General features: G+C 41.2%; 19 protein-coding genes, 1 tRNA gene and 8 pseudogenes. 11 read left to right on the top strand and 17 right to left on the bottom strand.

Features of this window, described 5'->3' with window-relative positions; all coding sequences use genetic code 11:
* Nucleotides 1–317 precede the first annotated feature (317 nt).
* Together CCS41_RS00550 and arsC are read left to right on the top strand one after the other, a co-directional pair.
* The gene (locus CCS41_RS00550; RefSeq protein ID WP_072549878.1) at nucleotides 318–734 is read left to right on the top strand and encodes a hypothetical protein; all 417 of its coding nucleotides are present in this window, start codon (nucleotides 318–320) and stop codon (nucleotides 732–734) included.
* Between the two features lie 168 nt (nucleotides 735–902).
* The gene (gene arsC / locus CCS41_RS00555; RefSeq protein ID WP_072549879.1) at nucleotides 903–1,259 is read left to right on the top strand and encodes an arsenate reductase (glutaredoxin); all 357 of its coding nucleotides are present in this window, start codon (nucleotides 903–905) and stop codon (nucleotides 1,257–1,259) included.
* Nucleotides 1,260–1,436: 177 nt separating this feature from the next.
* Here arsC and hda read toward each other — a convergent pair whose 3' ends face one another.
* On the bottom strand, nucleotides 1,437–2,144 hold the full coding sequence (gene hda, locus CCS41_RS00560) for a DnaA inactivator Hda (RefSeq protein WP_072549880.1): 708 nt from the start codon (nucleotides 2,142–2,144) through the stop codon (nucleotides 1,437–1,439).
* A 169-nt stretch (nucleotides 2,145–2,313) separates the two neighbouring features.
* On the opposite strand from hda, the pseudogene purM reads away from it, so the two are divergent.
* A pseudogene (gene purM / locus CCS41_RS00565) lies at nucleotides 2,314–3,356 on the top strand (phosphoribosylformylglycinamidine cyclo-ligase).
* Nucleotides 3,357–3,372: 16 nt separating this feature from the next.
* Nucleotides 3,373–3,998, top strand: a pseudogene (gene purN / locus CCS41_RS00570) (phosphoribosylglycinamide formyltransferase).
* Nucleotides 3,999–4,286: 288 nt separating this feature from the next.
* On the opposite strand, the pseudogene CCS41_RS00575 reads toward purN, so the two are convergent.
* From CCS41_RS00575 to CCS41_RS00610, 8 genes and pseudogenes are all read right to left on the bottom strand, one after another.
* Nucleotides 4,287–4,991, bottom strand: a pseudogene (locus tag CCS41_RS00575) (sulfatase-like hydrolase/transferase); the annotation flags it as partial.
* A 20-nt stretch (nucleotides 4,992–5,011) separates the two neighbouring features.
* Nucleotides 5,012–5,308: an alkaline phosphatase family protein gene (locus CCS41_RS00580; protein ID WP_119797019.1), complete on the bottom strand. Its 297-nt coding sequence runs from the start codon at nucleotides 5,306–5,308 to the stop codon at nucleotides 5,012–5,014.
* A gap of 15 nt (nucleotides 5,309–5,323) precedes the next feature.
* On the bottom strand, nucleotides 5,324–5,521 hold the full coding sequence (locus tag CCS41_RS00585) for a hypothetical protein (RefSeq protein ID WP_072549883.1): 198 nt from the start codon (nucleotides 5,519–5,521) through the stop codon (nucleotides 5,324–5,326).
* Nucleotides 5,522–5,683: 162 nt separating this feature from the next.
* A complete protein-coding gene (locus tag CCS41_RS00590) occupies nucleotides 5,684–6,091 on the bottom strand; it encodes an FAD synthase family protein (protein WP_072549884.1) in 408 nt (135 codons plus the stop codon).
* 19 nt (nucleotides 6,092–6,110) lie between these two features.
* Nucleotides 6,111–7,244, bottom strand: a complete 1,134-nt coding sequence (locus CCS41_RS00595; protein WP_072549885.1) for a CDP-glycerol glycerophosphotransferase family protein — start codon at nucleotides 7,242–7,244, stop codon at nucleotides 6,111–6,113.
* Between the two features lie 115 nt (nucleotides 7,245–7,359).
* Entirely contained in the window at nucleotides 7,360–8,058 is a 699-nt protein-coding gene (locus tag CCS41_RS00600; protein WP_072549886.1) for an NTP transferase domain-containing protein, read from the bottom strand.
* The gene (locus CCS41_RS00605; protein ID WP_162859939.1) at nucleotides 8,055–8,909 is read right to left on the bottom strand and encodes a DMT family transporter; all 855 of its coding nucleotides are present in this window, start codon (nucleotides 8,907–8,909) and stop codon (nucleotides 8,055–8,057) included. The genes CCS41_RS00600 and CCS41_RS00605 overlap by 4 nt, the downstream gene beginning before the upstream one ends.
* Nucleotides 8,910–8,988: 79 nt before the next feature.
* On the bottom strand, nucleotides 8,989–9,879 hold the full coding sequence (locus CCS41_RS00610) for a choline kinase family protein (protein ID WP_072549887.1): 891 nt from the start codon (nucleotides 9,877–9,879) through the stop codon (nucleotides 8,989–8,991).
* Nucleotides 9,880–10,254: 375 nt separating this feature from the next.
* Between CCS41_RS00610 and speG the strand changes: the two genes are divergently transcribed.
* Entirely contained in the window at nucleotides 10,255–10,791 is a 537-nt protein-coding gene (speG, locus tag CCS41_RS00615) for a spermidine N1-acetyltransferase (RefSeq protein ID WP_072549888.1), read from the top strand.
* 221 nt (nucleotides 10,792–11,012) lie between these two features.
* On the opposite strand, the gene mdh is transcribed toward speG, so the two are convergent.
* Entirely contained in the window at nucleotides 11,013–11,975 is a 963-nt protein-coding gene (gene mdh / locus CCS41_RS00620; protein WP_072549889.1) for a malate dehydrogenase, read from the bottom strand.
* A gap of 244 nt (nucleotides 11,976–12,219) precedes the next feature.
* Between mdh and argR the strand changes: the two genes are divergently transcribed.
* Entirely contained in the window at nucleotides 12,220–12,681 is a 462-nt protein-coding gene (gene argR, locus CCS41_RS00625; RefSeq protein WP_072549890.1) for a transcriptional regulator ArgR, read from the top strand.
* Nucleotides 12,682–12,695: 14 nt separating this feature from the next.
* Here argR and mpl read toward each other — a convergent pair.
* Nucleotides 12,696–14,070 (bottom strand): annotated as a pseudogene (gene mpl, locus CCS41_RS00630) (UDP-N-acetylmuramate:L-alanyl-gamma-D-glutamyl-meso-diaminopimelate ligase).
* Between the two features lie 350 nt (nucleotides 14,071–14,420).
* On the opposite strand from mpl, the pseudogene fbp reads away from it, so the two are divergent.
* Nucleotides 14,421–15,407, top strand: a pseudogene (gene fbp, locus CCS41_RS15875) (class 1 fructose-bisphosphatase); the annotation flags it as partial.
* 39 nt (nucleotides 15,408–15,446) lie between these two features.
* A complete protein-coding gene (gene ppa / locus CCS41_RS15880; RefSeq protein ID WP_174224017.1) occupies nucleotides 15,447–15,983 on the top strand; it encodes an inorganic diphosphatase in 537 nt (178 codons plus the stop codon).
* An 81-nt stretch (nucleotides 15,984–16,064) separates the two neighbouring features.
* Here ppa and CCS41_RS00640 read toward each other — a convergent pair whose 3' ends face one another.
* The 3 genes and pseudogenes from CCS41_RS00640 to tamA all read right to left on the bottom strand — a co-directional run bounded on the left by CCS41_RS00640 (nucleotide 16,065) and on the right by tamA (nucleotide 21,902).
* Nucleotides 16,065–16,409, bottom strand: coding sequence for a gamma-glutamylcyclotransferase family protein (locus tag CCS41_RS00640; RefSeq protein ID WP_072549892.1), 345 nt, complete (start codon nucleotides 16,407–16,409; stop codon nucleotides 16,065–16,067).
* Nucleotides 16,410–16,411: 2 nt separating this feature from the next.
* Nucleotides 16,412–20,178: pseudogene (gene tamB / locus CCS41_RS00645) on the bottom strand (autotransporter assembly complex protein TamB).
* Nucleotides 20,175–21,902, bottom strand: a complete 1,728-nt coding sequence (gene tamA, locus CCS41_RS00650) for an autotransporter assembly complex protein TamA (protein WP_072549894.1) — start codon at nucleotides 21,900–21,902, stop codon at nucleotides 20,175–20,177. Before tamA ends, tamB begins: the two are co-directional and overlap by 4 nt.
* A 295-nt stretch (nucleotides 21,903–22,197) precedes the next feature.
* Here tamA and CCS41_RS00655 point away from each other — a divergent pair.
* Nucleotides 22,198–22,863: pseudogene (locus CCS41_RS00655) on the top strand (CNNM domain-containing protein); the annotation flags it as partial.
* 86 nt (nucleotides 22,864–22,949) lie between these two features.
* On the opposite strand, the gene tnpA reads toward CCS41_RS00655, so the two are convergent.
* A complete protein-coding gene (gene tnpA, locus CCS41_RS00660; protein ID WP_119797021.1) occupies nucleotides 22,950–23,381 on the bottom strand; it encodes an IS200/IS605 family transposase in 432 nt (143 codons plus the stop codon).
* Nucleotides 23,382–23,478: 97 nt separating this feature from the next.
* On the opposite strand from tnpA, the pseudogene CCS41_RS00665 reads away from it, so the two are divergent.
* A pseudogene (locus CCS41_RS00665) lies at nucleotides 23,479–24,102 on the top strand (transporter associated domain-containing protein); the annotation flags it as partial.
* 73 nt (nucleotides 24,103–24,175) lie between these two features.
* Here the strand turns inward: CCS41_RS00665 and CCS41_RS00670 are convergent.
* Nucleotides 24,176–24,385 (bottom strand): DUF1107 family protein, encoded by a 210-nt coding sequence (locus CCS41_RS00670; RefSeq protein ID WP_072549896.1) that lies wholly within the window; start codon nucleotides 24,383–24,385, stop codon nucleotides 24,176–24,178.
* 210 nt (nucleotides 24,386–24,595) lie between these two features.
* On the opposite strand from CCS41_RS00670, the gene CCS41_RS00675 reads away from it, so the two are divergent.
* A tRNA-Ile gene (locus CCS41_RS00675) sits at nucleotides 24,596–24,672 on the top strand.
* A gap of 83 nt (nucleotides 24,673–24,755) precedes the next feature.
* Here CCS41_RS00675 and CCS41_RS15470 read toward each other — a convergent pair.
* Nucleotides 24,756–24,899: a hypothetical protein gene (locus tag CCS41_RS15470; RefSeq protein ID WP_162859941.1), complete on the bottom strand. Its 144-nt coding sequence runs from the start codon at nucleotides 24,897–24,899 to the stop codon at nucleotides 24,756–24,758.
* Nucleotides 24,900–24,977: the final 78 nt, after the last annotated feature.

Genomic DNA, 24,977 nt, shown 5'->3' on the forward strand with positions numbered 1-24,977 from the left:
AACCCATTGATATACAATAAATTAAAATTTAATCAGTTTATATAAAAACCTGTTGCCAATTTTTTTCGCTATGCTCAAAAGAGGAAAAAATGGGCGAAAAAGCGCAGTTCACTCTTTGTATACAATAAAAGAGAGTAAATTGGCATTTTGAGCGTGTTTTTGACGAATGATTTGACCAAAACACGGCGAGCACAAGAGATCTCGAACAGGTTCTAAGAGCAATAAGGATTTTTTTATGGTATTCCATCATCATTTTTTTTAGGATCGACTCAACAACATAATTCCAAATCAGTTGACCACCTAACAGGAGTAAAGATATGAGTAATAGTATTCCTCTCGCACAATTCAGACGAATTGTCTGGAGCCCAACAGGTAGTCATATCACGATAAAAACGGATGCTAACGGGAATAAGGATCTTCAGGTTTCACGTCCCACTGTCGGTAAGAAAGTCGTTGACCTGCTCACCCATCTTCCGGGAAGTGACAAACTATCGTATGTAAAAAATTTCAAAGAAAAGAAGATTGCAAAGAACATTGAAGCCAACAAGGCGTTTGATGACGCTCTGACAGCAGAGTATGGACCAAAGTATGTTGAGGCTTATTCAAAGCACGGAAACCCCGAAATTCCTCTGACACCACGGGCTGTTGCGATCACTATGTTCTTAGCCAAACAAGGTAACGAGCAACAAAAATCACTCAGCCCTTGGTCCTCGAATGGTTATCAATTAGGGTGAACAATATAATAGACTTCTTGCAAAACCCACTGCGTGGTGCGAATTCTACGTTACGTGGTGCTCGCAATCCTCATATACTGTTGTGTATACGGGTTTCTGTGCTTCGCGTGTTTTGACTTCATATAATGGACAACGGCTTTATAAGTAGTCTAATACGAGGACGTCATGATGAAAAACGTCACAATCTATCATAACCCACATTGCTCAAAAAGCCGTGAAGCCTTGTCTTTGCTTGAACAGCAAGGAATAAAAGTTGATACTGTGCTGTATATGACAGCACCACTCTCTGTCGCGACACTACGCGAATTACTGCGTCAATTAGGCTTCAGTGATGCTCGACAGCTAATGCGAACTAAGGAAGCAGCGTATCAAACCTTACAATTAGCTAACCCTGAACTCAGTCAAGAGCAATTATCATTGGCGATGACTGAACACCCCGAATTGATTGAACGCCCAATCGTGGTTTATCAGGGCCAAGCGCGGGTGGGTCGTCCACTAGAACGAATCAATGAGATCCTGCATTAGACTTCTTGCAAAACCTAGTGTTTGTAAATACGTGTGTTTGCAAATACGTGCTGCGAATTCTGCGTTACCTGGTGCTCATAATCCTCATATACTTGCCTGTACCGCGCAGTTGCTGTGCTCTAGGTGTCTTGAATTTGCAGCACTCGCTACGGTTTTGCAAGAAGTCGATTAAAATGATTACAACCCAAGAATATTCTTTACAAAAGGAATGGTCAGTTTGCGTTGAGCAGTGATGGAGGCACGATCAAGCTGATCAAGTGTCATAAATAGTGTACGCATTTCGCGATCAAGACGCTTTAACATAAAACGCCCTACATCTTCTGGCAGTTCAAAACCGCGTAATTTCGCCCGTAGCTGCAGTGCTTGCAGTTTCTCATCATCGGAGAGAGGCTGTAATTTATAAATTTGTCCCCACTCGAGGCGGGAAGCCAGATCCGGCAACTGCAGATTCAACTGACGGGGCGGTCGATCTCCAGTAATTAGCAATCGGGTACGACCGCTTTCCACAATGCGGTTATAAAGGTTAAATATCGCCATTTCCCACTGCGGATCTCCGGCGATACACTCGATATTGTCGATGCAAACCAGAGCCAGTTGTTCCATTCCGTCTAATACGTCAGCAACAAAATAGGCGCGTTTATCCAGCGAAACATAGCCGACGGCTTCACCTCGTTGTGAAAACTCAGCGCAAGCCGCATGTAACAAATGACTACGGCCTCCCCCTTTTTTTGACCAAAAATAAATATAACTACCATGAGGATCATAAATAGCAGTTTGGATCGCGGCTAACAAGGACGGATTTTCACCCGGATAAAAATTGGCAAAAGTTTCATCATCGGGTAGATAAAGTGGCAGTGAAAGCTGTGCCGGCGTATTCAAAAGCACCTCAAGTCAAACGGACAGCAGAACCCTGCAAGCTTAGCATAAAAGCTGAGTAATAACGGAATATTCATCTCTATCCTACACCTACTCTGTGCAAAGGTTTGGCAAACTTTTACTTGCGCTGTTAGAATTACCGCCTTTTCAAACAGCCAACCGCCTTAGGGATCTTTCAGTGACCGACAAAACCTCTCTTAGCTACAAAGATGCCGGTGTCGATATCGATGCTGGCAGCCAGCTCGTTGATAGCATCAAAAGCGCCGTACAACAGACTCGTCGTCCAGAAGTGATGGGAGGATTAGGAGGGTTCGGTGCGTTATGTGCGTTACCGCAAAAATACCGTGAACCGATTTTAGTTTCAGCTACTGACGGTGTCGGTACTAAGCTGCGTTTGGCGATGGATTTGAAACGTCACGATACTATCGGTATCGATCTGGTGGCAATGTGTGTTAATGATCTGATCGTTCAAGGAGCAGAACCGCTGTTTTTCCTGGACTACTTTGCTACCGGTAAACTGGATGTCGATACCGCTACCGGTGTTATCACTGGGATCGCCACAGGTTGTACAGAATCCGGTTGTGCTTTAGTGGGTGGTGAAACCGCAGAGATGCCAGGCATGTATCATGGAGAAGATTATGACATTGCCGGTTTTTGCGTCGGTGTAGTAGAAAAATCAGCGATTATCGACGGCAGGAAAGTACAATCGGGTGATGCATTGCTCGCTCTGGCATCCAGCGGTGCGCATTCTAATGGTTATTCCCTGATCCGAAAAATTTTGCAAATCAGCGAAACAAATGTAGAAGAAACCTGGTTAGAGGGGAAATCTCTCGCTGATCATTTATTGCAACCCACCCGAATTTATGTCAAGTCAGTGCTCAATCTAATCGAAAAATTAGAAATTCATGCCATCGCACACCTCACGGGGGAGGCTTTTGGGAGAATATTCCACGCGTATTGCCGCAGGGTACACAGGCAATAATTGATGAAACAAGCTGGCAATGGCCCCGCATCTTTGACTGGCTACAACAGGCTGGTAATGTGAGTCGCCATGAAATGTATCGTACTTTTAACTGTGGCGTTGGTATGGTGATTGCGCTGCCCGAGAAGCAAGTTGATCAGGCGCTTAAATTATTGCGTGACTCCGGTGAGCAAGCGTGGAAAATCGGCACCATCGTTGCAGCCGCAGAGAATACTGAGCAAGTGATTATTAATCCGTAGTGGAAAGAAGTACGTTATGAAAAAAATTGTTGTATTGATTTCTGGGCAGGGCAGCAACCTGCAAGCGTTGATTGATGCCCAGCAACAGGGGCGGATTAACGGCATTATCAGTGCAGTATTCAGTAATAGATCTAATGCTTATGGCTTGGTTCGTGCAGCATTGGCGACTATTCCTGCTCATGTATTGGATGCTGAGGACTACGTCGATCGCGCCAGCTTTGATCTTGTGCTGGCGCAAGCTATCGATCGCTATCAGCCAGATTTACTGGTACTCGCAGGTTATATGCGCATTCTTAGCCCCACTTTTGTACAGCATTATGCCGGTCGAATAGTAAACATACATCCCTCATTGTTACCCAAATATCCAGGTTTACATACCCATCGCCAGGCATTGGAAAACGGCGATCAGCAGCACGGGACCTCCGTACATTTTGTCACTGAAGAACTGGACAAAGGGCCACTTATTTTACAAGCCCAGGTACCGATATTCCCGGTGACAGCGAAGCAGATCTTATTCAGCGCGTACAAATTCAAGAACACAATATCTATCCACAGGTAGTAAACTGGTTTACTGAAGGAAGACTGGAAATGCGTGATAATGCGGCTTGGTTGGACGGTGCGCGGTTATTCCCCATGCTATAACAGGAATGTTCACGAATTATCTTACGATTTTCACTCCAATATCAATGCTCTTGAATCCTGATATGATTATATCCAAGCACCCGATATAAGGTTAATTGTATAAATAATTCACGTGATTAATTATCTTCAAGTAAGAGGTTGCATAAAACCCATCCAAATTTTGGATAAGTCAAAACCACAATACTTACTTTCATGGTGTTCTATGGCACCAATTTTGTGGATGAATTTATTAAAATAGGACTCAGAATATGTTATTCGAAGAATGATAATGATTTTTAGATCTATAAATTATACATTCCATTTTTTGACGCTATTTATACAAGTCTCAACGTATTTTTGTTTACTTGTAATCCAATACTCTAATATTTGGTGCATTACACGGTAATTATCCTCAATTACTGCTGGGTTCCCCAAGAAATGCAGTATGTGAGGATGTGGCCCACCTGCTCGCCCTGCTCCCAATTTTTCTATGTCAATATATTTTTTTCCATTACCATCACTCACTAATTGTGATAGTAGGTCGAAATGATTACCGGCATCGGCCTGCCAAGCAAACATTTGATATTTTCCTTGAGAATATAGCAAATGGAAAAATTCAGACGTAATGGCATATCCTTTAATCAGTGGGTTGCCTTTCTCCCGATCTGGCTGGTTGATAAATAAATTTCGGCTAAAACAATATCTACGTTCACCCGATAACGCTGAAAAAGTGCCTGGTAGTTCATCATTACTACAAGGCTTATCCAGTAGTTCCAACACAGTACGCTTCAAATCTAGCATACTAACTAGATGGTTGATATCCCGCCCTTTATAACGTGCATCATAAATAAACGCAGGTGTATGAACTAATGCAGTATAGGGTTCAACTCCGTGGCACCAACCACTGCTCAAACCGTGATTCCAGAAATCATCACCATGATCACCGAAACCAACGATTACCGTATTTTCCAACTGCTGATATGTCAGTAACAGACTGAGAACTTCACCCACTGTCGTATCTAAGCTTTGATGTCCTAAGCGCCAACGTTCAAAACTGTGTTGCCCCTCGCTTTAATTCCATCGACGTAGCTAAGATGGCTACACATATTCCAAAAATACAGAGCAAACGGTTGTTCCTTGTTAGCAATCAATTTATCAGCTGCCGCCAGCATTTGTGCTGAATCGTCATACCAATTAAATGGCTGATGATCGCTCCAGACTCTATCAACGTCATCCATGCCCCAACACTTTGGATAGCCAACTCCCAAGGTTTGGTAACCTAATTGCTGTAGGTAGTCAAACAATGTAGAACCATTAGAATTAATAGTCATGTTTTCAGACAAATCTTAGTTATGCTCTAATACGTTATCATCACCATATATCAAATCACTCAGTGCCATGTTTGACGAGGTGGCACTGGAGATAAAGTTATTTAGACGTAGTGATCGATTGTAAATGTTGTTCAAGCAGGGAAACCAATGACGATTGCCAAAAATAGCCTGATTAAGACTTTCAAGATGAATAAAGACGAGATTTTTTTTCATTATTTATTCCTTTAGTAAGTGGTCAAGCATACTGTTATCAAAAATAGAGATATCTAGCACTTCATTGACGTCACACTCGGTATGCGATAATCTATCGCCTGAACAATTATCATGTCATAAATTAAAATATTTTATATCAGTCTATTAGAACTAAGTGTCTAATTATAAGAAAGATATTTTTTTCATTTTAATAACTTCAATAATCGATGTGGTGGATATAGATGGTGTACGTTCAAGATAGATAACACGACAGATATCATTAAATTCATCGAATTTTCCTGTCCAATCATCACCCATCACTAAAATATCAGCTTTATTGTTAATTAAGTAATTTCTTTTCATTTCTAAAGATTCTTCAATAAACACTTCATCGACACATTTAAGAGAACGAATAATGGCTAAACGCTCATCCTGACAATATATGGGATGTTTATTTTTTTTCTTTAAATTTAATGTATCTGACGAAATGCCTACGATTAATTGGCTACCGAGTTGCTTGGCTCTTTTTAATAAAAATAAATGACCAATATGAAAAACATCGAATGTTCCGAAAGTAATGACTTTTTTCATTGTTACCTATTTAAATAATTTATCTTTTTTCAAAAATTACAGTTCGTAAATTTGTAGCAATATCATTTCTTATCTTTTTCTTATTGTGGATAAGATTAATAATACTATTAGCCGCACGATATCCTGCCTGCCCATCTTGCCATGGATCACAATAATGATGGCGGATTTCTGCTATGGTTTTATCATTTCTTGACCAATCATACTCTTCGGCAAGACAATGTCTTAAGGATTCAATATTTTCTACTACAGGTAAATAATCTCTCATTTTGAACTCAGCACTTTGCTGATTAGAATAGTCCTCTTTTAGGGAAATAATGTTATTAATCTTTGCACTAGTAAGCAGGATCGTTCTTTTTCCTGCATATATGGAATCAAAAATAAAACCGCTATTATCTGTTAGCACATAATCGCAGAACTTGAGTAGTTCAAAAGTAATATCTGATTGAGTAATTATATTTTTAAAAAAAGATTTCGCTAATTTATACTGTGCTTTTTCAGTATCCCGAAATGTTGTACCGTGATGCAATTTTATAATAACATTATAAAAATTCTGTAAATGACTCAATTTTTTTCCCCATTCATCAAGGGAGCTTAATTTTCCATAGGTGGGGGCATAGAGAAGCACGGGTTTCTTATTATCTATTTTTAGCATACCTTCAATATTTTTAAATCGTTCAGGGAAATACCATTTACCAAATTTAGGATTGCCGACAACTAAACAATTATCTGCAACATTTAATCTTTCTTTCGTATAGTCTCCATAACATAAAATAATATCATAAAAAATATTCCACCACGCATGATTCCAACCCTCTTTAGCTAAACCATACATAGCTCTAACATGGTAGTCTGCTGTTGATTGTAGCCCAACTGAAAAATAGGGACTCACCATAACGGATAATTTTGATTTTGATTCACGTAACGAAGTTAATAATTCAATTGATAAATTTTCGAGTTTAGTATTACGAAAGAACTCTAGCATATCATTAATTAGTTTAGGTTCATCCATCATGTTATTTATTACTAAACAACACGCAATACTTTGTTGCTGTAGATGAAAGATAATATTTTCATAAACATAAAAATGAAAAGTCGTCTCCATGAAAAAACCTACTTTTATTAATTTTTCTGATTTTGTCTGTTCTAAATTCATCAATACTGCTCCAATTAGTATTAACAAAATATTCAATTACTACGCTGAGAAAACATGAAAATTCTAATTTTATCAATTATTCCGTTTTTATATCGTATGGATAAGCTACCTACTATTAGTTTACAGATGCCAATTGAGTACATATCCTATGATAGTTATCCATATTATCCATTTCAGCCGCTGCGGTTTTATGAATAAGAAAGGCTTTCACTTTAAGTGTTTGCAAGATAGAGATGGGTATGTGATCCCAATATAATTTTTGATTAATCAGATGTTTTTCATCTTGCAGATAACAAAGTAGTTTTTGTTTAATAAGTTGACAATCTTCTTTTATCCAATAAGAGACCCCTAGTAATGATGGCTTATATTTATTGGTCACTAAAATTTTATCGACAATGCCCTCATCAGTGGTACATACTACCCATTCTTTATTTTTTGATTTTTTTCTCTGAATAACATAGTAGTGACTGTGATCCGATATTAGAAAAATATTTTCTAATAATACGACGTCTGCATCAATAACAAGAGTATCAGTAAAATATTTTTGAGCACAGTATAATGAATAAATATTATTATATTCATTATATCTATTGTTGTAGATAAGATTACAATGATATTTATTTTTTAAAACCTCAAATAAATGACTCATATGGCCTGTCACTATATGAATTTCTGTCACTCCAAATTCGTGTAAATACTTTATTGTTCTTTCAATATTGGGTGTCCCACCAATAGGCAATAAGGCTTTATGATTGTTTTTTGTAATATATCCAAAACGAGAGCCTAAACCTGCTGCTAAAATAATTGCATTCATTTATTATATCTTAATAGTTTAGATGATTTTTCAGGAGAAATTATTGTTAAAAAAGATCCCAATATGATAAAACAACATAATATAATTAATTGAAAATTAATTTGGTTACTTAATAAAAACCAACCCAATAAAATGGCCCAAACAGCATAAGTAATGTTAAGTCCCATAGCCCGGACTGGGCCAATAATATTGATGGCACGATAATAATATAAGTAGGAGACTGTTGTTATTAGTGATATCATAAAGATATGTGGCATTATTTTTGAGGTCATAGCATAACATTCTTTAATATTATCAAGAGGGATTATCATCACAAACAAAGTTAAATATCCCAGAGAGGCTGAAACTTGTCGAATAAAATAAGCAAAATAAGGGGGAATAGACTTTTTCATTCCATAAGAGCTGATAATAACTTCTAAGCCCCAGCTTAAAGCACATACTAAAGCAAATGTAAATCCTATCCAACAAAAAGATGAATTTGTAGAGGCACTATACCCTAAAAGCATTGTTGCAATCACTGACAATAAAATTCCGCATACCCCCATTTTAGATAATTTGTCTTTTATAAATACAAAAGCCATTAAAGCTCCTAAAGCGGGATAAGAAGCAGAGATAGCTGCTGCATAGCCAACGCCAATATACTGAATGGCTATAAGATAACAAGACATGCCTATAGGACCACCCAACAACGCTGCAGCAACGATAATCAATGTGTTACGACCAAGTAATACTTTTTTAATAGAGTATTTTTTCCTGATAAGGTGAAACAACATATAACCACTTGATATAAAATCATTGGCGAAAGCCAAAATTATAGGAGCAACTAGAATAGTTTTAAGGTTTTTATCCATAAGCATCATTTCTAATAAAGTACCAGCGACTCACCATAAAGCGCCAGAAAATAATCCATAATAAATTTCTTTTATCTTGTTATTTATCATATTGTTCTTTATATTGACACATCAGTTGATATGCATTTCTAAGTCGATTAACACCATAATTACCAAAGTTATCACCATTTTCCTCCTTGATTATTGTCCACATAGCCCATAATATGTCCTGGGTAAATTTAAATAACAGTATTTTTTGTTTTGCTTTATCTGGAATACCGCCTTCAAAATATGACATTAAAAAAATGTTCTCTTCATTAGGAGTAAACTGGCATTCTAAAAAATGTGATGCTAAATCCCACATCGGATCATTCATACCTGAATATTCCCAATCAATTAAATAAATTTTATTATTACTTCTAATTATATTTTCGGCAACCAAATCGTTATGGCAAGGGCACCTGTCTTGCCCCAATTCTTGTAAGATTTCTTGTATTACGTTGAAGTGATAAAAAATATCTTTTTGACAAAAAAAATCAAGATAACTATAGTGATTATCTAATATGTGTTTATATTTTTCATACTCGGAAAAAACATTAAAAGAATTGCCAAATTTAATATCTGATTGATGCAATTTTCTAAAACAAAGGCTAATTTCTTTAATGTTATCTTGCTGTCTTACAATCTGAGGATTTAGCACTTCAGCATCCGGAATATATACAGTTATTTTGATTCCTGTGGCACTATCAAAATAAATGGTTTTTGCATTAATGCCAATTAAAGAAGCGAGTTCACTGTTGTTTTTTTCATAACCACGGTTAATAAAGCATTCAGTCGCTACGCCGGGAAGACGCAAAACCATTTTTACATCGTCAATTGTTAAAAGATAATTACTGTTTGTCATGCCACCAATAGGAGTCATGATTATTTTATTTTTCTTACTTAAATTTAATATTTTTATTACAAGATCATTGATATTTTTGTCATTCATTTTTTATCATAATTCTATTAGAGACACGCTACCGCCCTTGGCTGACATATGCCAATATTTCTGAAAATTTCACACCATATACAAGTCAGTAGAGATCAGTCCCTACAATCCGACATTCTGTGTTGGTGAGTTATTGCGAGTCTAAAGAACCGCTATATCTCTAGAGACCTATTTTTATAAATCACACTTTTTTCCTTATTATCTCTTTACAAAAACAGTAACGTCACAAAAAAGTTAAAACTTAAATTATTTTTTCATAAATAGATTTATTGCAAAATCGCAGTTCGTTATACGAAGTTAAAGCATTTTATTTTATACTCCTTCCCCATATACCATTATAATTGTTGTGACTATCAATCAATTGAGGAAATCAGCATGTCGAGCACCAGTAGCATTAAGCTACGCCCATTGGAACGTGATGATCTGCCGTTTGTACATCAATTGGATAATAATGCTAATGTGATGCGCTATTGGTTTGAAGAGCCTTATGAAGCCTTTGTTGAACTTTCTGACCTGTACGATAAACATATTCATGATCAGAGTGAGCGCCGATTTATTATCTCCAGTGAAGGCGGTAGGGTAGGCTTGGTTGAATTGGCTGAAATCAACTACATCCATCGTCGTGCTGAGTTCCAGATTATTATTGATCCCGCTCATCAGGGAAAAGGTTTTGCCAGTAGGGCCGCGATTTTAGCCATGGAATACGGGTTCTCGGTACTTAATTTGTATAAACTTTATCTGATTGTTGATAAAGAAAATAATAAAGCCATTCATATTTATAGTAAATTGGGCTTCGAAAAAGAAGGAGAATTAAAGAAAGAATTTTTTATCAACGGTGAATACCGTACAGTGATCCGTATGTGTATTTTTCAAAGAGAATATTTTGATAAGTATAAATTATCTACAAAATGATGCTTTATAGGTCTTCTGTATGAGCAAGATTTTTCTCCGGTATACCCTTCACCTTTCAAGTTACGGCGGCGTTGGCTGCTCGAACTCATCCCAGTCGTGTACTACCTGTACACTCCTGGGATTCGATTGATTGCCGCCTTGCCGTAACTCGAAATTCATTGGGTATATACGGCAATGCCACTTCTCAAAGGACGGTGAAATATCAAGAAATAGTGCTTGATTTATAACGAGGGTAAATTAACAAAATCTTTACCTGACGCAATATCTTCGTTCAATACTTTCAGCATTTTTTGCAATGCTTCCTGTTCATAAGGACTCAAAACACCGAGGCCCTTACGTTCAGTAATACCGTCTTTATCGAGCAAAACTGGCTGGGCAAAGAATGGAGCATATTTATATTTTTCATCGTTTTCAACGGCATCAACATAAGCGCATTCGACAATACCACTTTCACCTTGCAATGCACGCACTAAAGAAAGCGCAAAACGTGCCGCGGCTTCTCCCATAGAAAGCGTAGCAGACCCGCCGCCTGCTTTGGCTTTCACCACTTCAGTCCCCGCATCTTGAATGCGTTTAGTCAAGTCGGTCACTTCTTTTTCAGTAAAACTGATACCCGGGATCTGTGACAGCAAAGGTAAAATCGTTGTCCCTGAGTGTCCACCAATAACCGGTACTGTGATATCCTGCGGTTGCTTGTTTTTCAATTTAGCAACAAAGGTGTTTGAGCGTATGCTATCGAGGGTGGTGATACCAAAGAGTTTATTTTTGTCGTAGACACCTGCTTTTTTCAGCACTTCGGCGGCGATGGCAACAGTGCTGTTCACCGGGTTAGTAATGATAGCAATAAGTGCTTCTGGGCAAATTTTGGCAATTTTCGCCACCAAATCGCGCACAATACTTGCATTGAATTTGAATAGATCATTGCGATCCAGGCCTGGTTTACGTGCTACGCCTGCAGCAATCAAAACAACGTCGGCACCGTGTAATGCTGGTGTCGCATCCTCGCCAGCAAATCCTTCAACTTCAACAGCCGTGGGAATATGGCTGAGATCAGCAGCAACACCGGGGGTGATTGGCGCGACATCGTAAAGTGAGAGTGTTGAATCGGCAGGAAGCTGGTTTTTGAGTAGAAGAGCGAGAGCCTGACCAATACCACCGGCGGCACCGAGAACTGCAACTTTCATTCTATACTCCTAATTTAATCTAAATTGATGCTGGATTGACAGGGTTACACACTTTAAGTGATTGCGTTATTAAACACAATTGGTTCACCGTCAGGTTGGGATCTCAATCTTAAAATTAGGGGCCTGCGAACACCGTGCAACACAGGATGCACATCATGCCGTAGGTTTCGATAGAGGTCTATGTTGAATAATGATCCGTCGATAGACATAATGACCGTTATAACTCTCCGTGCTTAGGTAAAAAATGGATAATTTGGCTGACCCGCAAGACCTTATCAAAAAATTTAAGGCACTACTCAAAGAAGAAAAATTCAGCTCTCAAGGTGAGATTGCCTTAGCGTTGCAGAGCGCCGGATTTGAAAGTATTAACCAATCCAAAGTATCACGGATGTTGACAAAATTTGGTGCTATTAGAGTACGTAATGCCAAAATGGAAACGGTTTATTGCTTGCCTGCAGAACGTTCTGTGCCTACTATCAGCAGCCCGTTAAAAAATTTGGTGTTAGATATTAACCACAACGATTCTCTGGTAGTGATCCGTACCAGTCCAGCTTCCGCTCAATTGATTGCCCGTTTACTCGATTCTTTAGGAAGCGCCGAGGGTATTTTGGGCAGTATTGCTGGAGACGATACTATTTTTACTACTCCGAGGCAGAATGTTAGCGTTGAAACGCTCTATAAATCGATCCTGAAATTATTGGGTTAAGAGTCATTATTCGCTCAAGAAGATTTGGAACAGGTTCTAAGAGCTAGCTTGTGTAATAACTTGTCGTGGATCCCAGCAAAACCACCGTTACTCATGATCAAAATATGGTCGCCATTTTGAACGGTTTGCACGATTGTTGCCACCAAGCTATCAATATCAGCGTTCCAATGTGTCGGCTTGCTAGTGCTATTTGCAATATCGGCGACTTGCCACGGAATATCTGGCGGTTGGAATAAAAAAACCTCATCCGCGGATGCTAATGCCAATACCAAATCCTTTTTATGTAAACCCAGTTTCATGGTGTAAGAACGAGGTTCTAGCACGGCAACTATTCGTGCCTCACCCACTTTAGCGCGTAATGCCGTTAACGAGGCGAGGATGGCGGTGGGATGATGAGCAAAATCATCGTAAACATGGATACCCTTTACTGTTCCACGTAATTCAAGTCGCCGCCGAACGCCGATAATGCCACTGAGTGCCTGACAGGCCTCCTTCGGTTTCACTCCCAGGTGACAGGCTGCAGCAATCGCCATCAGGCCGTTGTGCATATTATGTTCACCAATTAACGACCAATGCACTTCTCCTAGCTGTGTATGATTGAGAAATACCTGATATGCACTGGCATCATCCCTGGTTTTTTTTGTATGTAAACCGGTACAGTCACCGACCTGTTGTTGCTCGCTCCAACATCCCATTGCCATAACCTGTTGTAGATTGGTATCATTTTGCGGCAAGATTATTTTTCCTTTTCCTGGCACTAAACGTACTAAATGATGAAATTGCTTTTGAATGGCATGCAAATCGTCAAAAATATCAGCATGATCAAATTCAAGATTGTTCATCACCAGCGTACGTGGCACGTAGTGAACAAATTTAGAGCGTTTATCAAAAAAAGCGCAATCGTATTCGTCGGCTTCGATCACAAAAAACGGACTATGACCCAAACGGGCAGAAACAGCAAAATTACCCGGTACACCACCAATAATAAAACCGGGCTGATGGCCGCAAGCTTCCAGTATCCAGGCAATCATACTCGCGGTGCTAGTTCTTGCCGTGCGTTCCCGAGACAGCGACTACCCAGCGTCCAGCTAGAACCTGATCATGCAACCATTGCGCCCCAGAAATATAGGGAACGCTGTCTTCTAATACCACTTCGACACAGGGATTACCACGAGTCAGCGCATTACCGATGATCACCAAATCCGGTGCTGGTCGGAGTTGAGCGGGATCATACCCTTGGATTAACGCTATCTCTTGTTCTTGCAATAGGGTACTCATCGGTGGGTAAACATTTGTATCCGATCCTGTGACTTGATGCCCTAACGAACGTGCTAATGTCGCCAATCCGCCCATAAAAGTACCACAAATGCCTAAAATATGAATATGCATAAATTTTCCAAATGAATAGACTTCTTGCAAAACCGTTGTTCGTTATGTGACGTCAAGGTGCATGGAACGCAGCAACCGCAGTGGTACTGAGTACATGAGGATGGCGAGCACCAAAGTAACGCGGAATTTGCAGCATGTAGTAAGTTTTGCAAGAAGTCTAATAATTTGTAGTATATCGGGTTGCGTAGCAACTTAATTTAAAGCTTCCCATTCATAATATTGTCATGGAAAATTGTGAGGTTTTTTCAAATTTAGTTTTGAATCATAGACTCCTGATTCTTGTCAAAGAGTAAAAATGGACTGTTGTGAGATCAATCGACAGTTAACCATAGATTTAGGGATCGTAAAATATGAAGACATTAGGCGAATTTATCGTCGATAAACAGCACGAATTCTCCGAGGCCAAGGGTGACTTGAGTGCTCTACTGTCAGCAATCAAGCTCGGCGCGCAAATTATCAACCGTGATATCAATAAAGCCGGTCTGGTCGACATTCTTGGCGCCAACGGTGTGACCAATACTCAAGGAGAGGCACAGACCAAGCTCGATCTGTTTGCCAATGAGAAGTTGAAGGCAGCATTGCAAGCCCGCGGAGAGGTCGCAGGGATCGCGTCAGAAGAAGATGATGATATTATTATTTTCAAAGAAAGAGCAAAAAGCGGCAAGTACGTAGTGCTGATGGATCCTTTGGATGGTTCTTCCAATATTGATGTCAATGTCTCGGTTGGTACTATTTTTTCTATCTATAAGCGTATTACGCCAATAGATGAGCCAGTGACTCTCGCCGATTTTTTGCAACCAGGTATTAACCAAGTGGCTGCCGGCTATGTGGTCTATGGCTCATCGACAATGCTGGTTTATACCACCGGCTATGGTGTGCATGCTTTTACCTATGATCCCTCGTTGGGTGTATTCTGTTTGTCTCATGAAAAAGAAAGAGTAGAGTACCCTCCCGGAGGTTGTATGTATTCGATTAACGAAGGCAACTACATTAAATTTCCGCTGGGAGTGAAAAAATATATTAAGTATTGTCAGGAAGAAGACAAAGAGACACAACGCCCCTATAGCTCACGTTATATTGGCTCTTTGGTCGCGGATTTTCATCGTAATTTACTAAAAGGCGGTATCTACATTTATCCCAGTACTGCTGCTCATCCGCAAGGTAAATTACGTCTCCTGTATGAATGTAATCCAATGGCATTTTTGGCAGAGCAAGCTGGTGGTAAAGCCAGCGATGGTAAGGAACGTATTTTGTCGATCGTTCCAAAAGAACTCCACCAGCGATCACCGCTTTTTGTTGGCACTCGATCTATGGTTGAAAAAGCAGAAAGTTTTATGGTGTGTGATCAAAATAACTTAAATGATAAGGAAACAGAGATGAGTTTGAAAGAGGTACCAGCAGGTAAAAGCCTACCCGAAGATATTTATGTAGTGATTGAAATTCCCGCCAATGCAGATCCGATTAAATATGAAGTCGATAAAGAAAGTGGCGCTTTATTTGTTGACCGATTTATGTCTACCGCCATGTTTTATCCCTGTAATTACGGTTATATCAATCATACCTTGTCGTTAGATGGTGATCCTGTTGATGTGTTAGTGCCAACACCCTATCCGTTACAGCCAGGCTCAGTGATCCGTTGTCGCCCGGTCGGTATGTTAAAGATGAGCGATGAATCAGGCGAGGATGCCAAGTTGGTGGCAGTTCCGCATACAAAACTAAGCACAGAGTACGATCGTATTAAAGATGTAGAGGATCTACCCGGATTATTGAAATCTCAGATCATACATTTTTTTAAGCATTACAAGGATTTGGAAGCAGGAAAATGGGTGAAAATTGAAGGGTGGCAAGATGCTACCGCAGCTAGAGCCGAAATTTGCACCTCTTACGAGCGTTACAAACTCGATAAGAAATAATTTTTTCGATCAATGGCACTGGCTTGTACAGCGGTGTCATTTCCTCATCTCGACGTCGCTGACGACTATTTTGAATAGATCCTATATTGGGTGACGTTTTAACCAGTCACCGCTGTCGATACGTGTTAAGCCTGTAACGCTAAGACGATAAAGGTAGATCCAGGCCTTACCATAGGGTGTCTGAATCAATTCACGCTGATAGATTTTGTTGCGGTTTTTTATTTCGTCCAGCTCAATGAGTGTCGATGAATGAATATGATAAATTTCGCAACGCACCTGCCCTTTGCCTGCAACCACCGCCGGACCATGGTCTAAATAGTACATTTCATAACCATCTAGATTACATTCTGCTAACAGCTGCGCCGCCGTCAGCCAACGGCTATTGCCTTGATTGCGCCGTAAACTCCCGTAGACAATAATTTTCATGGTCAAAACTCAAATTGATAAACCATATCGAGTGCTTGATTAATACCGGACACTGCTTCCAGATACAACCTGGGCATTAATCGATAGCGTAATGTTAAGGTTGCTAATGAATTAAATATGCCAACACCATACTTTACCTGTAGATCTCTAGTCAAATTACCACTGACAACCACCTGAGAGCTATTACCTACGCCCTCAGTATCCAATGCTAAATTACTGACACCGAATGCTTCACCAATCTTGCCGACAAGTTTACCACTTTTTGCTACCCCAAGACCGATTAACATTGACGTCATCATGTTGCCATCCGTACCGGACTGGCTTAAACCCTGACCACGCAGCAGATAAGACCAGGCCTCCAGTTCTGGCTTGACTGGATCGGAAAATACCGTGACCAGCGGAGCATTAGCCATGCCTGTAACTCGTACACCCGCGGTTACATTATCTTCGGTTGCCTGCGGATTACGTATCGCTTCAATATTCAATAAAGGCTGGTCAGCGGGGCCGGAGAACAGCAATAACCCTTTTTTCACAATCAGATCCTGTCCATAGGCATGAAAACTGCCTTCAGGAATAGTGATCTGACCATTCAATCCCAATCCTTGTTTATCCTGTGTTACCTTTAATGCGCCCTGTAATTGGGCTTTTAGATCAAAAGCATCAAGGCGTACATCAGAGCCGAGGCGAACATGTAGATTACTGTTAATAGCAACCGTTCTCTTTTTATCCTCTATCGGTTGCAGTTGGTTGTTTAACATCACTTCATCTGGAGAAACTGACACCGTGTTTTGCGGTATTTCCTGTACAAAAATACGGGCCCACGGAATATCGATCGAACCATCCAATGTGAACATCTGTGGCGTGGCTGCAAATACCAAATCGGGTGAGACATCGATCTGTAGCATCGGTGGTACTACCACGCGTAATCTCTCTCCTTTAGCCGTAATTCTGGCGCGCCAGGCAGCAATATTACGCCAATCCGCATTACCCGCTAAATTTAGCTGCCCCTTGGCCGTGCGGATCAACCCTTCTAGCGTCGATGTCATGCCATTGAAGTCCACCGACAAGCGACCTTCGCTAATTTTAAATGGCATCCAACTGCTATCTAGACCTACTTTGTCTAACGTCAGCTGACCATAGAGCAGCGGATTTTTTGCATTACCCGCCAAACGTAGATTGGCGTTTAGCATGCCTGTCGCCTTTTCACCTTTACTCAAGATCGGATTAATCGTCGCTAGTGCGATATTATTGATAGCAATATTACCCGATAATTTACGTTGCCCCTGTGGCTGTGTAACCTGCAGTTGTCCGTTAAATTGTCCATTGTCGGTCAATTTAATCAGCCAATCCATTTGTGCATGTCCTTGAGTCAGACCTGCGTCTAAGTCTAGCCTATCAAAGGCAATTGGCAGTGAATTACCCTGTATTTGTTGTTGTATTTTTACACCCTTCCCCACCAGAGATATTGTAGCCTGTGGCAAAGCGCTATTCGCTTGCCAACTGATATCCCCTCGTCCACTAAAGATGCCGTGCAGGGTAGTTTGCGGGCTGAGGAAGGGGGTGATCATCTGTAAATCAAAGCGATTGAGGATAACCGTCGCTTGGCCGTTGGCACCTAGCTCGATAGCACGTGGCACACAGAGTTCTGCATGAGGATTTTGCCAACAGTGTGCACCGATAATTAACTTTTGCGTCTTATTGAGATAGTCAAACGTGATGGCGCGATTTACGTTCCATTCACCGACCAAGGTTGAAAAATGGCTATTATTTAGACTTCCGAGCCAATGTTGCTGCTGTCGATCAAAACTGCCGTTCAGTGCCAATTGAGCGCTAAGAGGCTCGCCGGTCAATTTTAAATGTAACTGATGTTGCTTTTCAGTGCCTTTGGCTGCAAGTGTTAATGTCTTGATCAAAAAATTTTCCTGCTTAAGTTGATCAATCTGCATCGATAGCTGTCCTTGTATGAGATCACTTGAACGCACATCGCTATCAATTTTGACCCGCTTAATATACAGTTTTTGCCACTGTAAATTATTCGCCGTGATATCAGCCAATAGCTGAGGTGCTTTTAAGTTACCACGCAATTTGAGCGTACCTTTCGCTATCCCTGCTAATCCGGGCAAGGCACCGTCTAATTGGGGAGCATCAAGATCAGCATCCAATACCCATTTGTCATTGAGATCACCTTTAACATCCAGCCGGTTACGGCCCAGCGCCAGATTGATAGTAGGAATATGCCACTGTCCCGCGGAGTTACCATTCAAAGAGCCGTGCGCGATCAAACGTTTTTGCTTTATATTACCGTCTAACATCAGCTCAGGAACTTGTAGTTGCCAGTGCTCTTCATGTATCTTGCCACTGGTGCGTATTGTACCGTTCAGTTTTGCCGGCCATTGTGGCCATTGTTTTTCTGTATTAATACCATTTACGGTCAATAATGATTGCCAACTGATGCCATCTCGCCAGGTTACTTTCCCCGTTAAATCTGTACTACCTTGTAAAGCGGTTAAGCGCAACCTTGTCAGGTCGAATTGCTCTAAGTTGCCCTTACCATCAAGCGTTAAGCGTGCTGGTGGCAAATCAATGGCTTGCAAATTACCGTGCAATGACAGTGCATAGTGAGTAGCTTTGCCATTGAAACGCATTTTAAAATCATTGAGTTGATATTGTGCATTACCGGTTAACGGCCAATGTAATTGTGGACTTTGTAACGTTATAGCGAGCGGTAGCCCTGCTTCAGTGAGTACGGTCTCGGCATCCAACTGGGCATTGATGGATCCGGAAAGATTAAGTGCCAGTTTCAGTTGTTCACATAATCCACCGTGCAAGCGCAATTTCACTTTTTCTCTTTGTAGCGGTGCAATATTGAGAGTGCTCTCCGCCACAATATCCAGTGGCCATTTATCCGACAAATTGGCAGTGCCTTTGACCAATAATTCACCTTGCGGTGTTTTAATGGCTAAGTTGTCGAGTTGGATAGCTTGACCCTGAGTATGTCCCTGCAAGAATAAGCTGTTTATGATGAAATCATTTTCGCCACGCAAGCGCAGTTGTTGCCCAGAAAGCGCCGTTATCTGAATATCGAGCGGTAAATGAAAATCTGGTAACGAGGGTAATAGGGGCTGACGAAACAAAGCGATTAAAGTTTCATTCAACGACTCAGTCGATAATTTGCTCTTTTTCTGTGCATTCAATCTTTCTGGCAATGGGTCAGCCACTGTCGGCACCCCGGTTACGATCAATAACTCACTGATTTTAGTTGGCATCAATGATAATACTCGCTGCTGCCAATGCGCCCCAGTACGCAACTCTTCTAAAGAAATAGCCGTTTGGTCTACCCTGACGTTGACATTATTCAACGTCAACAATTTTAACGTTATCGGATAGGGTGTTTTGAGATCGGTTAATGGTTTAGTGTCAGTTGGAGCAGAACTTGCCGGTAGTTCTGCTGTTGTGATCTGTACATCAATATCTTGTGCATTGAGCGCCTCGATACAGATTTCTCCCTGCTTCAAGCAGGAAAACTGGAGCGAAAGATGCAACTGATCCACTTTGGCCAGCACCCCTGGCATCTGATACTGAACACCTTCCAGTGTGAGATCACGCAAGCCCCCTTAACAGTAACGATATCCAGCCCTGGAACCCAGCGAGTCGCACTATTAATCAAGAAGTGCACACCACTGGTTGTACCCAGTAGAATAGTTAGAGTAGCGATCAGTAATGACAATATGAGCAGGAGTGAAAGACTCAGTTTTTTTATCCAACTCATAATTCAGGTCCCAAACTGATATAAAATTGCATACGCTGGGTTTCTTTATCACCAATAGGCAGGGCAATATCGAATCTTACTGGACCAATAGGAGATGCCCAGCGTACTCCTACACCGGCACCGGTTTTAAAATCGCTACGGTGGATATCATTTACCGCTTCACCTGCATCGACAAAGACCGCGCCCCACCATCGATCCGTGACGTTATATTGGTATTCGACAGACGTGGTAGCCAGTTTTGCCGCACCTGTGAGCTTGCCTTTACTATCGCGTGGTGAGATACCGTTATATTTATAACCACGGATACTACGATCACCACCGGCAAAAAAACGCAGTGACGACGGCATCAGGTCGAAATTATTGGTTTCTATCCAGCCAAGATTACCCCGTAGCACGAAACGATTTTTTTCGCCTAATGTCCGGATCCAAACATGTTGTGCCTGTATCACACCAAAATTGAGGTCTGACCCCCATGATCTATTGGAAACATCAAGAGAATAACGCTGACTGTCTCCCCAAGTTGGCATTGCGCCACCACGTTGACGAATACGATTGATACTGACCCCCGGGTAAAGCAGCATAGGGGTATGGGTGATTTGTCCTTGAGTATAGTGTTCTAGACTCCAGCGTAGGTTAACAGCACGTTGCCAACCACTGGACAAGTTCCAAAAGCGTGCCACGTTTAATGTGCTGATATCTGATTTGGTATCGTTTTGATTGATACGTTTGAACCCACTTTGCAGTAGGTAATAGTGCTCCAGCGGATTTTTTAATAAGGGAATACGATAACTGAAATCAAGGCTTTGCCCAGGTACGGAAATATTCGCGCTGGTGGTTAAACTATGACCACGGGAGTTGAGCCAAGGTTTACGCCAACTGGCTTTTACTCGTGGTCCTATGTCAGTTGCATAGCCTCCACCCAATTCAACGGTGTTTTTAGTCTTAGGTGTCACTATAGCTTCCAACGGCAAAATTTTGCTGGTGTTAGCATCAGTAAAGTTGGGAGAAACCACCGCCGAGTTAAACCAGTTAGTTGCAGCCAGACGGCGATTTAACTCAGCGAGATCATCCGAGCTATAATAATCTCCTTCGTGGAATGGCACTAAATTTTGTAAATAATCTTCCCTGATTTGCGCCCCTTGGAATAGCAGGTGACCAAAACGATAACGTTGTCCACTGTCGAAATCGATATCCCAAAAAGCTTGATGCCGCTGCTGAGCGACCCCCAATTGTTTTTTAATCATATCGGCGTCAAAATAACCCTTACGCAGTGCTAGCGCAGAAAGTGAGCGGGTAAAATCGTCAAATTCACCATGATTCAATATCGACTCTATTTTAGGTGTATCTTTGCTCACCAAGGCTTGATAGGCGGGATCGTCCTTAGCCATACCACGCAAGCGGATATCAACGCCAGCGAGGCGTACTGGTGTGCCTGCTACCACATTGACAACCAACGTCGAGCGCTTAGGCTCTTGCTGCAGATCAAAATTAATCGTTGGATCGTAATAACCTAACGCGCGTAGCCCTTGACGGATAGCGGCTTGCACGCGCGCCTGAAAACGTCCATCAAAGCTGATCTCATCAGCAGTGATGGTTGATAAACTTGCTTGCACATTTTTTTCGAGTTCACCACTAAGCCCATTAATCTGTAACCCTATAGTGGCATGAACAAATGGGGTAGTGAGCATTACACACAAAAAACAGAGAATAGGGTATCGTGGCACGTACATACTCCGAATGAATAGACTTCTTGCAAAACCTACTACGTGCCGCAAATTCTGCGGTACGTGGTGCTCACCATCCTCATGCCCTCGCATGTACACTGTGGTTGCTGTGCGCCAGGCGCCTTGACTTCGCAGCACTCGCTACGGTTTTGCAAGAAGTCTAATTATGCTCTTGTAAAAACGATATCATGGGTAGCGAGGCGCTCGCAATCCTCATACACTCGTGTACACTTCGAGGATAACGTGCCCTGAGTCTTGACTTTCCACCGCAGGTACGGTTTCGCAAGAGGTCTTTATGTTAAACAGTATATTACTCATTTTCTTTCTGATCGCGGTCAGTGCCTTTTTTTCCTTATCGGAAATTTCATTAGCAGCTTCACGCAAAATAAAGTTGAAAGTGATGGCCGATGAAGGAGATAGGTGTGCCTCACGTATTCTAAAAATGCAAGAAACGCCAGGAACCTTTTTCACTGTTGTGCAAATTGGCCTTAATGCGGTGGCAATCCTTGCCGGTATTGTCGGTGACGCTGCTTTTTCACCTTCATTTAAGGTTGCCCTTGAACACCTTATTTCGCCAACCTTAGCTGAACAGGTTAGTTCTGTTTTTTCATTTGTCTTGGTGACAAGCTTATTTATTCTGTTTGCTGATCTCACCCCGAAACGCATCGGTATGATTGCACCGGAGGCAATTGCTGTCCGTATTGTCAAACCAATGTGTTTCTGTTTGATGATTTTTCGCCCATTAATCTGGTTTTTCAACGGTATGGCCAATTTGATCTTCCGCCTGTTTAAATTACCGATGGTTCGTAACGATGACATTACCTCTGACGACATTTACGCCGTAGTGGAAGCTGGTGCGCTGGCCGGGGTCTTACGTAAACAAGAGCACGAATTGATTGAAAATGTATTTGAAATGGAATCTCGTACTGTCCCCTCTTCTATGACATCACGTGAAAATGTCAGTAAATATCCCCCGGCAAAGCCGGGGGCTTTAATTATTAGCCCCTAGAAGAGGCCAACAAACCTTGAACCGCCTGAAGGCGGTCATTACATCCTAAGCTTCAATTGTTCATAATGATTGTCTTGTTTTTCTTGGTATCGAATGTAAGCTCGTATCAGCTCTTCGTTCAAACCCACTGTAGATACAAAGTAACCTCTAGCCCAAAAATTCTCACCACTATAATTCCGGACTTTACCCATAAACCGTCGTACGATTGAGATTGCACTTTTTCCTTTTAGATAACCCATTACATATGACACTGAATATTTCGGCGGAATACTTATGCAAATATGGATATGATCAATCATCAAATGTCCTTCAATAATTTTGCATTCCTTCTGACTTGCTAACTCGTGAAACATCTCACCGAGATGCTTTCTAATTTCACCAAATATTGTTTTTTTACGGCCTTTCGGGATAAAAACAATGTGATACTTACAATCCCATTTCGTATGGCTAAGACTCTGGTAATCTTTCATTTGAATTTCCTATCTCTTGGTCGAGATAGAAGATTCGGGTGACCGCACCACACGGTCAAACCTTACGGAGTCCCCCGGCAAAGCCGGGGGATTACCTAATTTTATTTATCTCGATCTGTGCACTAGCGAGGACAATATTAAAGAAAAAATTTCGGTTCACCCTCATTCTAAATTCCTGGTTTGTGATGGCAATATCGATAAAATTGTAGGCTATGTAGACTCAAAAGATCTACTCAATCGTGTACTCGGCAATCAAAGTTTAGTCCTTAGTAGTGGTGTACAAATCCGTGCTGCCCTTATCATACCTGATACTTTGACACTCTCTGAAGCATTGGAAAGTTTTAAAACTGCTGGCGAAGATTTTGCGGTTATTTTGAATGAATACGCACTAGTTGTGGGGATTATCACACTAAATGATGTGATGACTACTCTAATGGGGGATTTGGTTGGGCAAAGCCAGGAAGAACTGATCGTCGCACGTGACGAGAATTCATGGTTAATTGAAGGTGGGACCCCCATCGACGATGTGATGCGTGCACTTAATATCGGTGCATTTCCACAATCGGTTAACTATGAAACCATCGGGGGTTTTATGATGTACATGTTGCGAAAAATTCCAAAACGTACCGATTTCTTTAAATATGCTGGCTACAAATTTGAAGTAATTAATATCGATAGCCATAAGATTGATCAACTGTTAGTCACTAAGTTAGCTGACTGACATCTCTTGTAGATAAAAACACTGTGGCTCCAGATTCAGGAGCCACAGTCGAATTTGCTTGTTGACAAGAAAATCAACTTATTTCGGTTTGCAAACGCAGCACCTGTCGGTTGACCTCTGACATGACTTCAAAATAGCGTTTATCAAGGACTTTATTGGGTCGTAAAATCTTGCCTCTATCGAACTCGAAAACCCCCATATTCCTGATATATAGGCGTCCACGGAACAGTGTTTTTACGTACATTGCGATTCTCATAGGATGGTAACGCTGGAAGATCCTCATTGTATCATTTTCCTCCTACAGTACTAACACACAGGCGCCGCTAACGACCAAAACGGTCAATCACAGTCAGCGCAAAACAAAAGCACAAAGCAAGCAGAGCACAAGCAGGCTGCAAAGCAGTAGACCGGAGAAATAGTGTTTAAGTTCCACTCTTTGCTTAACAATGCTAGACCTGTCACTAAAAAATACCGTATAATCGCCGCCTGATGAGGCCCCTTAGCTCAGTTGGTTAGAGCACACGACTCATAATCGTTTGGTCGCTGGTTCAAGTCCAGCAGGGGCCACCAAATTTTTCAATAACATCTTTAACGTCTCTACTTCCGAATCAGAAATCTTCAGTTCTTGCGTTATGCCTTGTTTATCGGCGCCTTCAACTTTTTTTTTCAACGTTTTTGTACACCAGGCAATACAGCAGATCATATTCTTCATCGGTGAAAAAATCATTTAGCTTTTCAAGTTGTAGTCGGAGGGGTGATTTTTCCTCGATATATCGCCCAGGCGTCAGAAATGACATCGTCGTCGTCCTTAAAGGCTTTAAAAACCCAAGACTTTTCGCTGATTTTCCAAAATGCAACAAATGGTAGGGGGACTT

The organism is Candidatus Fukatsuia symbiotica, from assembly GCF_003122425.1.
GTDB classification, from domain to species: Bacteria; Pseudomonadota; Gammaproteobacteria; order Enterobacterales; family Enterobacteriaceae; genus Fukatsuia; species Fukatsuia symbiotica.